Genomic DNA, 14,099 nt, shown 5'->3' with positions numbered 1-14,099 from the left:
AGATATGATTAAATGGGCCATCTTTGCTACCAACGTAGCGGCCATTATTCTACTTTTCTGCTCATTCCTTTCATGGTGGGTTTCTCCCCTGAAAACCAACCTATTTTCATACATAGGATTGGGATTTGGCTTCATTCTACTTGCCAATATCGGCTATCTGGTCTTCTGGATAGTTTTTTCAAAATGGAAACTCGCTTTAATCTCATTATTTGCAATTCTTTTCTGTTATAAGCCCGTGACTACATTCTTTCCAATTCACTTTATCAGCAAGATGGAGCCGGAAGGAAGTATCAAAGTATTGACTTATAATGTACAAGGATTTCCTCATGAGAGAAATAAAGATGCGTCAAAACATCCTATACTCGATTATATTGCAGATACAGACGCCGACATAGTCTGCCTGCAGGAATACTTGGTTAGCAAAACGGGACAGTCCATTTTTTCCCAACGCGATGTGAACAAAATTCTCGATCGATACCCCTATCGTTCGATTACCGGTTTGGAATCTTCTGGAAAATATCATATCTTCGGGCTGGCATGTTTCTCAAAATATCCGATTGAGAACACGCATGAAGTAGTGTTTGAGTCCTCCTACAACGGAGCAGCAGTTTATACTATCAATATTGATGGAGAAAGGTACACTGTAGCCAATATTCATCTGGAATCGAATAATATCAAGCCGGAAGATAAGAAGCTATATAACGATTTTCTTCAGAATGCCGATTCGGTACGGCTTGAGCAGGTAACCAGCAATATCCGCACCCGGTTGGGAACTGCCTACCGGATACGGGCGCGACAGGTTGAAAAAGTGAAACAGTATATCGACAGGCAAGATACGCGCGGAACTATTATCTGCGGTGATTTTAATGATACACCTATATCATACGCCTATCACAGGATGAAGAAAGGATTAAGGGATGCATACGTCTCTACCGCTTTCGGGCCGGGTATCACCTATCACGAAGATCTCTTCCTTTTCCGTATCGATCATATTATGCACAGCGACAATATAAAAGCCTATCGGGCAAGAAGGGATAAAATAAAATATTCGGATCATTATCCACTTAGAACCTATCTGAAATTGGAGTGAAAAGGTGGAAAAATGGGAAGGAAAGGAGGAAGATAGATTTGTTGATTTCAAGATTTGACTACATCGATTGGTAATCCATTATTTCACAATTTCAAGATTAAAGAGTAATTGGTAATTAATCACTTTCAACATCCCAACTCTCAAATCAGAATTAATTATGTATAAGATAAGTAAAGAATTTTCTTTTTCGGCGGCACATTCCCTCTTCGGGTTGCCCGACGATCATCCTTGCAGCCGCCTGCACGGGCACAACTATGTGGTGACAGTTCATCTCCGATCAAAAGAGTTAAACAGGCAAGGCTTTGTCCGCGATTATACCGAATTGAAAATAGTTAAGGAGTATATCGATACCCGGTTAGACCACCGGAATCTCAATGACATTCTCTCGCCGCTCAATTCATCTGCCGAGAACCTGGCAAAAATGTTGTACGACGTCTTCAAACCCCGGATCCCGGAGCTTTACGCCGTAGAAGTAAGTGAGACTCCCAAAACATCAGCGATCTATGAACCTGAATGTGAATGAAATATTTTATTCGCTCCAGGGTGAAGGCGGACGCTCGGGACAGCCGTCCATCTTTATCCGGTTGGCGAAGTGCAACCTGACATGCAGTTTCTGTGATACCGATTTCGAACGGGGCGTGAAAATGACAACAGATGAAGTCCTCAGAGAAATTGAACAGTATAGTTGCAAATGGATTATCTGGACCGGGGGTGAACCTACGCTTCAACTCAATGATGCTGTTGTAGCTCTCTTTAAGGAAAAAGGATACCTGCAGGCCATAGAAACCAACGGAACGAGAAGAGTGCCTGAAGGGATCGACTACATCACCTGCAGTCCGAAGCAACAATTCGAGAAGGTCAGGGAGTTGATCCCGGAAGTGGATGAATTGCGTTTTCCCATCCAGAAAGGGGATCCGCTACCGGATGTCACTATCCTCCCCAAAGCAAAACATCATTTTTTAAGTCCCATTTTCGACAATCATAATATCATTCAGGAGAATATAGATTATTGTGTCTCTCTCGTGAAGGAAAACCCATTGTGGGCACTCAGTCTCCAGATACATAAACTTATCGGCATCCGTTAACATGAACAAATTTCAGGTAACTATATTAGGTTGCGGCTCTGCCATACCCACCACAATGCACAATCCGCCGTCGCAATTAGTGGATCTGAATGAAAAATTATTTATGATCGATTGTGGAGAGGGAACACAGCTTCAGATGAGGAAGTTCAAGGCCCGGATCAGTAAACTTCACAGCCTGTTCATTTCTCACCTACATGGCGATCATATTTTCGGATTACCCGGACTACTCTCCACGCTCAGCATGTTGGGGAGGACAGGCGATCTGCATATCTACGCACATAAAGAGATTAACCTATTGATAAAGCCGTTTTTGATCTATATGGGAAAACATATGTCATTCAGGATAAAACTGTTTCCACTAAATCCTGAACGGCAGGAACTCCTGTTCGAAAACAAGTCGATCAGAATATTTTCTTTCCCGTTAAAACACCGCATTGCTACAAACGGGTTTCTTTTCGAGGAGAAAGAATCACCCCGGCATATTATCCGTGAGATAATCGATCTTTACCAAATTCCCCTGAAACAAATCCCGGAAATTAAAGAGGGTGCCGATTTTATCACGTCTGACGGCACTATCATCCGAAACGACATACTTACATCGCCAGGTAATCCTCCACGCAGATACGCTTATTGTTCCGATACCGCCTATGCACCCGAAATCGTCCCCTATATAAAAAATGTGGATCTGTTATATCACGAAGCCACCTTTGCCGAAAGTGAACTGATACGTGCCGGAGAAACTTATCACTCAACGGCACGCCAGGCAGCAGAAATAGCGAGAGCAGCCAATGCAAGGCAATTGGTGATCGGCCATTATTCTTCCCGCTATAATGAACTGGGAACCCTTTTAAAAGAGGCTGTCGCTGTATTCCCTAACACTGAGCTTGCCGCTGAAGGAAAAGTTTTTGAATTATAATAATTTATTTTTATAAATTTGTATCATAACATCCCAGGAGCAGTGTAAAACCAGCATATATATCATTTTGTTTTAATCGGCCAATTATATGCATAAATTTAATAGCATAATTTCAGTTCTGTTTTTCCTGCTACTTTTACTTTCTTGCCAGGATAATACCGAAAAAAGATATACTATAGGTTTCTCCCAATGTATGATGGACGATGTATGGAGGCAGGCCATGATGGTGGAAATGAACATCGAGGTATCGAATTATGAAAATATTGATATCATTGTCATGGATGCGGAGGAGAATAATCAGAAGCAGATCCGCCAGATCAGGGAATTGATCAACAGGAAGGTAGATGTGCTTATTATCTCACCCAATGAATCCAACAACCTTACTCCGATTGCCGTAGAAGCGTACCGGGCGGGTATCCCTACTATTATCGCCGACAGGAAAATAAATTCCGACGAATATACCTCTTACGTTGGTGGCGATAGTTATGAGATTGGGAAGATGGCAGGACAATATGCCAGTTCCCTGTTACCTGACAGTGCTACCATCCTTGAAATATGGGGAACAAAAACTACTTCTCCCGCCATAGAGCGTCATCAGGGTTTTATTGATGGGTTGGACAAGTCGAAGGGTTTCAACATCATATCGATAGAAGGGAAATGGCGGCGTGAGATTGCCCGTGATGAAACTGAAAAACTGCCGGACTATGAAAACATCGATCTTGTGTATGCCCATAATGATGTGATGGCGATAGGTGCCAGAGAAGCAATTATCAAAAGGGATTCATCCCTTATACCGAAAATAAAAATAATGGGAGTTGACGGGGCTTTCGGTAAGGATGCGGGATTAGAAGCCGTTGCCGATGGTCGGATCGACGCATCGTTCCTCTATCCCACCGGTGGAGATGAAGTCATCAAGGTAGCTATGAAGATACTCACAGGACAACCTGTAGAAAAACAATATATCCTCGAAGGCACGAGAATTATAGACAAGCCTACAGCGCAGACCCTCTTATTACAATCCGACCAACTCATTAATTATCAAAACAGAATAGAGCAACAAAGGAAAAACCTTGAATCTATTGTAAACGAATTCAGTATACTTCGGCATTCTTTAATTCTTATTCTTTTGCTGGCTGGATTGCTCTTCCTTTTTTCGATCTATATCTTTTATATCAACAGGAAGATAAAGCGCAGGAATAGTCAGCTCCGGTTGAAAAACGATGAGATAGAGCATCAGAAACAGCAATTGATTATTCTTAATGAAAAAATTAAAGAGGTAAACGATCAGAAAGTGCGATTTTTTATGAACGTGTCGCACGAGGTAAGAACCCCACTCACGCTGATTGTCAGCCCCCTGGAGAAATGGATCAAAAACGTGCAGGACCCGGCTTTACTTGCCGATCTGACACGCATGAAAAAAAATACCGACAGACTGACCCGGATCATTAACCAATTGCTCGACTTTCAGAAAATTGAAAGTGATAAAACACAACTCAACGTTAGTAACAAAGATATCGTCTCGTTCACCTCAACCGTAAAATCACTTTTCGACGAACTGGCCGAAACCAGAAACATCCACTATTCATTCACTTCAAACAAACCTTCTGCCCAATTATGGTTCGATGCCGATAAGATGGAAAAGATACTGGTGAATCTATTGTCAAATGCTTTTAAATTTACGCATGATAACGGAACAATAGCTGTGGATATGCACTGTTACAACGAAAAGATATCCATATCCGTCAGTGACAATGGGACCGGAATAAGCAAGGATAAACTGCCGCTTGTTTTCGATCGTTTCTATACCGATAGTAGCGACAATAAGACGGGTACCGGCATAGGGCTCCACCTTACGCAGGAATTTGTGAAAATGCACGGTGGTAAAATTAGTGTGGAAAGCGATCCCGGAAAAAAAACGGTATTCACTATTGAAATCCCTGCCGGTAAACACCATCTGCCTGAATACAGCTTAATGGAAAACCAAAACGAGATTTTGGAATCTGGGGCAGAATCAATTATCGATGCTGAAAAGACAAGGGAGATAACAGGAAGGAAGTATAATTACACGGTCCTTATTGTGGAGGATGACCAAGGAATCAGAGAATACCTCTCGGAAGAGCTATCGGAAAATTTTCAGGTGCAGACTGCAGAAAACGGCCTGGAAGCATTGCAGCTTATGGAAAAGCAGACAAACATAACCCTTGTTCTGAGTGATGTGTTGATGCCATGGATGAATGGTTTCGAGCTATGTAAAAAAATCAAGGCTTCACCTGTACTGTCGGATATTCCGGTCATCCTTCTTACAGCATTGGGAGAAATAGATCAGCGAATGTATGGTATTGCCGAAGGAGCTGACGATTATATCCGCAAGCCATTCCATATAGATTATGTAAAAGTAAAAATCATACGGTTACTCGAAGAACGCCGCCGTCTGCAAAGGAAGTTTATGCAGACGATGCAAACAGGCGGCATTCCGATAATCGAAAATAACAAGAAAATTGACAGTAGCGATGAAATCTTTATCTCCCAATTTATCTCGCTACTGGAAACGTCGTATGCAAAAACTGATATATCAGTAGAAAAGCTAAGTGAAGAACTGAATATTTCGCGCGTTCATCTATATCGGAAAATAAAGGAGATATCCGGACTGACTCCTGTTGATTATCTGCGCAACTTCAGACTGAGCAAAGCTGTGGAACTACTTGACAAACGCCGTTTCTCCGTCAGTGAGGTCGCCTATCAGACCGGATTTTCCTCTCCGGCATATTTCTCGAAATGTTTCAAAGACGTTTTTAACATGACTCCTTCCGAATACATGGAAAAAAAGTAACCGCACTTGCGGAATTCATACCACACACACTCCTAAATCCTGAAAACAGCCCCGGGAACAACCTCTATTCCTTATCATTTTTGTTACATTTCTGTATCATCATTGAAATCCAGGCTGTTTATTTACTCTTCGTTTACAAATTTGACAGCCTTCGTTACATTTTTTATTGGCAAATCCAGGCTCCGCATCTATCATTGTACCCGGAAATAAAACCTGTTTTCAACAATAATTATTTGTGAGCATAACAGCATAACATTGTGAAGTAAGGCGAACTGTTTTTATTACCATTTTAATATATCAGGGGAATCATCATCCGGCGAATACTGTTTTCTTTACGATGAAACACATTCTGCATTTAAGCCCTCCCCTATAAAACGGAAGAATCTATTTCTTTATTCAGAACGAATGTATAGGAATAAAAGCATAGTCTATATATATAATTTTAATTTTAAAACCAGAGATGAAGAAGATGTTAGAAAAACTATCGATTTTATTGATTTTCCTGGCTCTCCCCTTTTTATCATGGGGACAAGAAATTACGATCCGGGGAAACATAGTATCCGCTACCGATTCGGAGCCTGTTATCGGGGCAAATGTCCTTATAAAAGGAAAAAACGTGGGAACCGTAACCGATATAGATGGTAACTTTAGTCTGGAAGCGGGTCGAACCGATATATTGGTTATCTCCTATATTGGTTTTGAGACATTAGAAATACCTATTGAAGGACAACCGGTATTGAATATCACAATGACCGAAGACATGCAATTACTCGATGAAGTAGTAGCCGTAGGCTATATCACACAACGTAAGGCTGATTTAACGGGAGCCGTTTCGGTGGTAAGCGTGGAAGATATGATGTCTATTGCCGAGAACAACCCGATGAAAGCGCTTCAGGGACGTGTTCCCGGTATGACCATCAGCGCCGATGGCAATCCGAGCGGAGCAGCTACTGTCCGTGTTCGCGGCATCAGTTCCCTCAACAGCGACCAGAATCCCCTTTATATTATTGACGGTGTACCCACGCAAGGTGGCATGCACGAGCTTAATTCAAACGATATCGAGAGTATCCAGGTTCTTCGCGACGCTTCCGCTGCAAGCATCTACGGTTCACGTGCCGCCAATGGTGTGATCATTATTACCACCAAAAAGGGACAGGCCGGGAAAATCCAACTGACTTTCGATGCTTTTCTCACGAGCACTTATTTTAATAACCGCATGGAGGTGCTCAATGCGCGCGAATACGGACAGGCTTTGTGGCAGGCATCGGTAAACGGGGGCGGTAATCCGAACAGCAACAATATCGGTTACAGCTTCGATTGGGGTTACGATCCTAACGGACACCCCCAACTCAATAATATTTATCTGGCTAAATATGTTGATAATGACCGGACAATGCTTGCTTCCGACACCGATTGGTTTAATGAAATATCCAAAACGGGGTTGATCCAATCGTATAACATGTCTCTTAGTTCGGCTACCGAAAAAAGCAGTTCGTTTTTGTCCCTGGGGTATTTTTACAACGATGGAACGCTTAAGCATACCGATTTCAACCGTATTTCGGCACGTATCAATACCGACTATAAATTGTTTGACGGCAGGGTGGTTATCGGTGAAAATTTCACATTGAACAGGACAAGTGAAGTACAGGCGCCGGGCGATGTCCTCGACCTTTCTTTGAAAGCATTACCCATGATACCGGTACACACGATAGACGGTGAAGGCTGGGGTGGACCCTCCAGAGGCATGAACGACCGCCATAATCCTATGCGCCTGCTTTATGACAATCGCAACAATGCTTACGCTTATTGGCGTTTGTTCGGAAATGCATATGCCGATCTGGAAATAATCAGGGATTTACACTTTCGCACCAGCTATGGCATTGATTATGGCAATTTCTATAAACGTCATATGGTACATTCTTACCGTACGGGCTTCATGAACAGCGACAATACGGCGGTAAATATGGAACAGGGCCATTGGATGAGATGGACATGGTCGAATACCGCCACTTATCAGAAAACAATCGACAGGCACAGGTTCGATGTGTTGGCAGGTGTGGAAATGAACCGGCAAGGCGACATAAACTTTAACGCTTATACTTCGGGAGAAGGTGCTTTTGCCATCGAAACACCCGAATATATGTGGCCCGGCGTAAGTACCGGAACCGCATCTGTTGGCGGTGGCTCGACAGGGTTTTCCCTGCTTTCCTATTTCGGAAAAGCCAACTATTCCTATAACGACCGTTACCTTGCCTCGTTTACTATCCGGCAGGATGGCTCTTCCCGCTTCGGAAGAAATAACCGTTTTGCCACTTTTCCTGCCGTAACAGCCGGTTGGAGGATTTCGGAAGAAAATTTTATGGAAAATACCAAAGACTACATTTCCGACCTGAAATTACGCTTCGGTTGGGGGCAGACAGGAAACCAGGGTATCGATAATCTTGCGACTTACGCGCTCTTCGTTCCTGAATACGGTATCGGAGACCCGACCTGGAATATCATAGATGGTACGGCATACGACCTTGCGGGATCGGGTTCGGGCAATCTGCCTTCAGGATACCGGAAAATCCAGACCGAAAACGATGACCTGAAATGGGAAACTACCGAACAGACCAATATCGGGCTGGATTTCTTACTCTTCAACCAAAGCCTTTACGGTTCTATCGATTGGTATATCAAGGCTACAAAAGATATGTTGATCAATCCCGCTTATATCGGTATTGTGGGTGAAGGAGGCTATCGTTGGGCCAACGGCGCTTCGATGGAAAACCGGGGGTTTGATTTTTCCACAGGTTACAAAAACAGCACTCCGTTCGGGTTGGAATACGACATTACCGGAGTTATTTCGACATATAAAAACAAGGTCACCTATCTGCCCGAATCTGTAGAGAACTCGTATGGCGGCCGTCCGGGTGACAACATTATCGGTCGTCCTTTAGGCTCTTTCTACGGTTATGTTGCCGATGGTATCTTCCAAAACCAGGAAGAAGTGGATGCCCATGTGAATCAGACCGGCAAAGGTATCGGACGCATACGCTACAGGAACGTGAATGACGAAGATAATGAGATCAACGATTTAGACCGTACATGGATAGGCAGTCCGCATCCCGATTTTTCATATAGTCTGAATATAGCCCTTCAGTACAAGGGTTTCGACCTCACCGCTTATTTCCAGGGTGTACAGGGTATTGATGTGCATAACTGGCTCAAAGCACAGACGGATTTCTGGAGTGTGGATGATGTCAATTCCAACAAGGGAAGGCGTCTGCTGGATGCCTGGACGCCGCAAAACACAGGGTCGACTATCCCTGCTTTGCAAACGATCAATACCAACGACGAAGGACGGTTTTCGACTTATTTCATCGAAGACGGTTCGTACATGAAACTACGCAATTTATCCCTGGGCTATACGCTACCGGCAACTGTTGTTTCAAAAATGAAAATGAGCCGTTTGCGCTTTTATGTCAGCGGACAGAATCTGTTTACCGTGAAATCGAAAGACTTTACGGGGGTAGATCCCGAAAACGCAGGGTGGGGTTATCCTATTCCTACAACATGGACTGTGGGATTGAACGTAATATTTTAATTTTTATCGTTACACATGTTAAATCATTATTATAATATGCAATTAAATAAAATCATCTCAATAGTTGTAGTCGTCGTTCTTATGTCGGGATGTGCCGATTTTCTGAATGAAACTCCCAAGGGCGTATTGAGTTCCGATCAGGTAAACGACCCGGAAAGATTATTGACAGCAGCCTATTCGGCTTTGGGTAATGACCATTACGATGTCCCCCTCAGTCTGTGGCCATACGGGACAGTTCGCTCGGACGATGCTTATAAAGGAGGTTCCGGCCCACAGGATATACAGGTGTTTCACTTTTTTGAAGTGTCGAACAATATAATGCCGAATTTTGGCGAAGTGGATCGCTTATGGTTTCAATGCTATATCGCCATTTCACGTGCCAATAACGCTATTCGCGCCATACAGGAAGCCGAAAACCTTGATAACAAAGAGGAGAAATTGGGTGAAGCGCGTTTCCTGCGCGGACACTTTTACTTTTTGTTAAAAATACTGTTCAAGTATGTGCCTTATGTGGACGAAAATACACCGGTGGATGAGTATGAGACCATTTCCAACAGGGCATTGACCAACGATGGGTTGTGGCAGAAAATAGCCGATGACTTCCAGTATGCCGTCGATCACCTACCGGATGTCCAAGCTGAAACAGGACGTGCCAGTAAACCAGCCGCAGCAGCCTATCTGGCTAAAACCTACCTGTATAAAGCTTATCGGCAAGATGATCCTGAAAAGCATGCTGTAACCGGTATCGATCAGGCGGATCTGCAAAAAGTACTGGACAATACGGAGATCGTGCTTTCGTCGGGTTATACACTGGAGCCTGATTTCGCATTCAATTTCCTGCCGGGAAGTTATGAGAATGGCCCCGAAGCGCTGTTTTCGGTTCAATACTCTAAAGACGACGGAACAAGATTCGGACGCCTGAATTTTTCAGACTTGCTTTCGGTACCGATGGGGTTGGGTTGCTGCGATTTCAATAAACCAAGCCAAAGTCTAGTGAATGCTTTCCGTACGACAGGAAACGGATTGCCGCTCGAAAACTACAATACGATGGATCAGTACAGTACGCAGGAACAGTACGATCCACGGCTCTTTCATACGGTAGCCATTCCCGGTCTTCCGTACAAGTACAATTCCGATCGTATTTATGAGGAAAGTTGGAACCGGAACCCTGCAGATTACTATTTTTATGCTTCGCTGAAAGAAAATGTAGATCCCGATTGCGATTGTTTTGTCCCGATGGTGCCTTTTTACGCCAACTCGAAGAACCGTATACTGATCCGCTTTGCCGATGTACTGCTGATGCGGGCCGAAGCGCTGATTGAGCTACACCGACCATCGGAAGCGTTGCCGTTGGTCAACCAGGTGCGCACGCGGGCAAGAAACAGTACGGCTTTTGTTGATTACGCGAGAGACAGAATGAATATCGACACATACAGGGACGGTATAAACTGCACATGGGACGAATCTTTTGCCCGCCAGGCTTTGCGTTGGGAGCGGCGCCTGGAGTTGGCAATGGAAAACGGCCGTTTCTTCGACCTTGTACGCTGGGGAATTGCCGAACAAGCCATGAATCAGTATTATAACGCGGAAAGAATGCGCAGGCCCTATTATTCTTCCGCCCAGTTTAATGCGGATCAACATGAATACCTACCCATCCCCGAAGCGCAGATCAGGTTGAGTAAGTTTATGTACGAACAGAATCCGGGGTATTAAAATAGTCAAATAGGAAGCCTGCTGCTTTTTCGGTAACAGGCTACATATCACACGAAAAAATTAAATTTGAGTCGTATGAAGACATTAAAAAACATAAGTTTAACGCTCATCATATTCTTAGGCGGCATTTTCACTGCCTGCAATGACAACAAAGGTGATTCACTCGACCTGACGGCTGATGTGGATATCCTCTCTTTCAAAGTCAATAATGTGGAAGGAGCCATCAACAACGACAATGGAACGATTACCGTTCTGGTGCCTTCAGGTACTGACCTGTCGGCTGTGGCTCCTGTTATAGGATTGCCCGCAAACGCGACAGTATCACCGGCTTCCGGTGAAGCCCAGAACTTCACTTTTTCAGCAAATACCCCCATAGAATACCGGGTATTCAATGGCAATCTGTACAATACGTACCGGGTAACGGTGATGGAGATCAAAGCAGAGATCACTTCTTTCCGTATCGGAAACCGGAACGGCATCATCAATCAGGACGACAACAGTATCGTGATTTATCTTCCGGAAGGGACGGACGTGACTGCACTAAGCCCTGTGATAGAGTACACAGACGGCGCTGTGATATCGCCAGAGCCGGGTAGTTTTGTTGATTTCACTTCGCCTGTCACCTACACACTTACTTACCAGGGAGAAACATTCACCTATTCCGTGACCGTGATCCCGGGAGAAGAGCCCAAACTGCCATTGCTTATTTACAACGGCGAAAATATAGTCCCGCACTGGGACGGCTTAGTGGTCACCATAGACAGTCCTTATCCTAACCCAAATACCGGCGGTATCAATAATACACCTTTCTGTGCCTCTTTTATACGGGATGCAGTTACCGGGGAAGGCTGGCATGGAGGAGCTTTGTGGAATAACAATAAAGTAAACATCAACCCTGCCGAATACGACCGTTTTTCGGTTATGATACTGAAAGAGGTCGCGGGAGATGTGCAGATCGAAATTCAGTCCGATGGTGAAACCAACAAAGACTGGTTGAGGGCCTGGTATTCTGAAGATCATCTTGGCGAATGGCAGGAATTGGTGTTCAATATCCCGGAGAATCGTACGGCGATAATTAACAATATCCTGGTGATGCCGCATGAACATCCTAATGGTGAGCCTGTAGCTTTCACGACACATCGTATGTATTGGGACGAATTGAAAGCGATCCCTAAAAATTAAGTAAAATATGTATTTTTGTACGTGGCAGGGCAATAATGTCCTCCACGTACTCAACATAAAACAGGTATATGAAACGACAAATGTATTTACTTCCGGTTTTACTCTTCTCACACTTGTTGGCAGGATGTAATGGCGGTAATGACATAATTCCTGAACCTGAGCCCGGTGAGCCGACCGTAGATATGTCCACCACGTGCAGGAACCCACAGGAATCCGGCACGTATCAAACATTCTACAAGCCGGAGCAGGGTTATGTAGGCGACCCCATGCCGTATTACAACGCCGATGAAAAAAGGTTCTACCTGTTTTACCTTTACGAAAATGCCAACAACCATCCCGTCTATCTGACAAGAACTGCAGATTACGCCACTTTCGACGGTTTTATACAGGCGCTACCGGCAGGCGCCACAGGCAGTCAGGAGGAATGGATAGGAACCGGTAGTTTTATCAAAGCGGAAAATACCTATTATGGCTATTATACCGGACACAACAGCAATCTTGACCCTGCCGAGAAAGTGATGCTTGCCACATCTGCCGATTTACTGAACTGGACGAAGCAACCTTCGGCCACCTTTCAGGCGCCAAACGGATTTGACCGGAATAATTTCCGTGACCCGCATGTATACTGGGATGAGACCCGCGAAAAATATGTGATGCTTGTTACTACGCGCAAAGACGGAAAAGGGGCGCTTGCACGCTATACATCATCCGACCTGATAAACTGGTCGTTGATTGAACCTTTAATGGCAACGGCTTCCGATAATCCGGCGATATATGAAATTCAAACGGATTCCGAAATCCTGGAATGTCCCGACATTTTCAGAATAGGCGATAAATGGTACCTGGTCTTTTCACGCATCAACCGCGATGAACACCGTAAGACATTTTACCGTATAGCCGACTCACCCGACGGGCCGTGGAGAAGAAGCGAAGACGCTTCAGGACACCACGAGACTTTCGACGGATTATACCTTTATGCCGCAAAGACGGCGGGTGACGGTACAAACCGCTACCTGTCGGGTTGGTGCTCAACCGGAGGAACGGTAAACAACAATAATGAACTGGATTGGGCGGGATCATTGATAACACATAAGATTGTGCAACAGGCAAACGGACGTTTATATCCGGTAATACCTGAGGCTGTAGATGCAAAATTCAATCGGAAAGTCGAATTCGAAAAGATAAGATCAGAAGGGAATGTATCAGGCAATAACGGCTCATACAGCATTACCGCCCAAGCCTCCGGAAGAAGTTATGCACTGTTCAACAGGAATAACAGCCCGGTCAAAATCTCGATGAAAATTGACGCATCGGAATCGGATCATTTCGGGTTTTCTTTCGGAGCGTGCGATGATTTATCGGAAGTATATTCAGTCTCCTTCGATCTGACACCGGACAATCGTTGGAGCATGCCTTCCCTGTTCATGCACAACGAAACAGGTTCAAACAGGAAAGAACTGAACTTTACCCCGCTTGTCGTTCCGGAGAACAAGGTTTTTGACGTAAAGATTATTATCGAAAAGTCAATAGCCGTAGTATATGTGAATAACAATACAGCATTTACAAACCGTATTTACAAGATGAATCAAAATCCCTGGACAATCTTCTCGGGCAACGGAACTATTAAAGTTACGGAAATAACAATCCGGGAAACACCCTGATTATACTTTACAAGAATCAAAAATATCACATAGATA

Annotated in this window: 9 protein-coding genes; all 9 read left to right on the top strand. The window is 44.2% G+C overall.

What is annotated here, in order from left to right:
• Nucleotides 1-4: 4 nt before the first annotated feature.
• The 9 genes from PSM36_RS01505 (at nucleotide 5) to PSM36_RS01465 (ending at nucleotide 14,063) form a co-directional block, all read left to right on the top strand.
• The gene (locus PSM36_RS01505) at nucleotides 5-1,090 is read left to right on the top strand and encodes an endonuclease/exonuclease/phosphatase family protein (protein ID WP_161947536.1); all 1,086 of its coding nucleotides are present in this window, start codon (nucleotides 5-7) and stop codon (nucleotides 1,088-1,090) included.
• 157 nt (nucleotides 1,091-1,247) lie between these two features.
• On the top strand, nucleotides 1,248-1,613 hold the full coding sequence (locus PSM36_RS01500) for a 6-pyruvoyl trahydropterin synthase family protein (RefSeq protein WP_076928482.1): 366 nt from the start codon (nucleotides 1,248-1,250) through the stop codon (nucleotides 1,611-1,613).
• On the top strand, nucleotides 1,594-2,175 hold the full coding sequence (locus PSM36_RS01495) for a 7-carboxy-7-deazaguanine synthase QueE (protein WP_076928481.1): 582 nt from the start codon (nucleotides 1,594-1,596) through the stop codon (nucleotides 2,173-2,175). Before PSM36_RS01500 ends, PSM36_RS01495 begins: the two co-directional genes overlap by 20 nt.
• 1 nt (nucleotide 2,176) lies before the next feature.
• Nucleotides 2,177-3,091, top strand: a complete 915-nt coding sequence (locus PSM36_RS01490; protein ID WP_076928480.1) for a ribonuclease Z — start codon at nucleotides 2,177-2,179, stop codon at nucleotides 3,089-3,091.
• Nucleotides 3,092-3,179: 88 nt separating this feature from the next.
• The gene (locus PSM36_RS01485; RefSeq protein ID WP_076928479.1) at nucleotides 3,180-5,921 is read left to right on the top strand and encodes a substrate-binding domain-containing protein; all 2,742 of its coding nucleotides are present in this window, start codon (nucleotides 3,180-3,182) and stop codon (nucleotides 5,919-5,921) included.
• Nucleotides 5,922-6,381: 460 nt separating this feature from the next.
• Nucleotides 6,382-9,507: a SusC/RagA family TonB-linked outer membrane protein gene (locus PSM36_RS01480; RefSeq protein ID WP_076928478.1), complete on the top strand. Its 3,126-nt coding sequence runs from the start codon at nucleotides 6,382-6,384 to the stop codon at nucleotides 9,505-9,507.
• A 36-nt stretch (nucleotides 9,508-9,543) separates the two neighbouring features.
• Nucleotides 9,544-11,220: a RagB/SusD family nutrient uptake outer membrane protein gene (locus PSM36_RS01475; RefSeq protein WP_076931973.1), complete on the top strand. Its 1,677-nt coding sequence runs from the start codon at nucleotides 9,544-9,546 to the stop codon at nucleotides 11,218-11,220.
• Between the two features lie 75 nt (nucleotides 11,221-11,295).
• Nucleotides 11,296-12,402 carry a DUF5018 domain-containing protein gene (locus PSM36_RS01470; protein WP_076928477.1) on the top strand — a complete coding sequence of 369 codons (1,107 nt, stop codon included), beginning with the start codon at nucleotides 11,296-11,298 and terminating at the stop codon, nucleotides 12,400-12,402.
• Between the two features lie 68 nt (nucleotides 12,403-12,470).
• Complete coding sequence (locus PSM36_RS01465) at nucleotides 12,471-14,063, top strand: glycoside hydrolase family 32 protein (RefSeq protein WP_083710878.1); 1,593 nt, start codon at nucleotides 12,471-12,473, stop codon at nucleotides 14,061-14,063.
• The last annotated feature ends 36 nt before the right edge of the window (nucleotides 14,064-14,099 follow it).

The organism is Proteiniphilum saccharofermentans (genome assembly GCF_900095135.1).
Taxonomy (GTDB): Bacteria; Bacteroidota; Bacteroidia; order Bacteroidales; family Dysgonomonadaceae; genus Proteiniphilum; species Proteiniphilum saccharofermentans.
Note: the sequence above shows the minus strand (reverse complement) of the source record. Positions and strands in the feature narration are given on the sequence as shown.

What these genes read in the sequence shown, in the direction of transcription:
- PSM36_RS01485 (WP_076928479.1), top strand. Translation starts at nt 3,180, where the DNA reads ATGCATAAATTTAATAGCATAATTTCAGTTCTGTTTTTCCTGCTACTT.
- PSM36_RS01490 (WP_076928480.1), top strand. Translation starts at nt 2,177, where the DNA reads ATGAACAAATTTCAGGTAACTATATTAGGTTGCGGCTCTGCCATACCC.
- PSM36_RS01495 (WP_076928481.1), top strand. Translation starts at nt 1,594, where the DNA reads ATGAACCTGAATGTGAATGAAATATTTTATTCGCTCCAGGGTGAAGGC.
- PSM36_RS01465 (WP_083710878.1), top strand. Translation starts at nt 12,471, where the DNA reads ATGAAACGACAAATGTATTTACTTCCGGTTTTACTCTTCTCACACTTG.
- PSM36_RS01505 (WP_161947536.1), top strand. Translation starts at nt 5, where the DNA reads ATGATTAAATGGGCCATCTTTGCTACCAACGTAGCGGCCATTATTCTA.
- PSM36_RS01480 (WP_076928478.1), top strand. Translation starts at nt 6,382, where the DNA reads ATGAAGAAGATGTTAGAAAAACTATCGATTTTATTGATTTTCCTGGCT.
- PSM36_RS01475 (WP_076931973.1), top strand. Translation starts at nt 9,544, where the DNA reads ATGCAATTAAATAAAATCATCTCAATAGTTGTAGTCGTCGTTCTTATG.
- PSM36_RS01500 (WP_076928482.1), top strand. Translation starts at nt 1,248, where the DNA reads ATGTATAAGATAAGTAAAGAATTTTCTTTTTCGGCGGCACATTCCCTC.
- PSM36_RS01470 (WP_076928477.1), top strand. Translation starts at nt 11,296, where the DNA reads ATGAAGACATTAAAAAACATAAGTTTAACGCTCATCATATTCTTAGGC.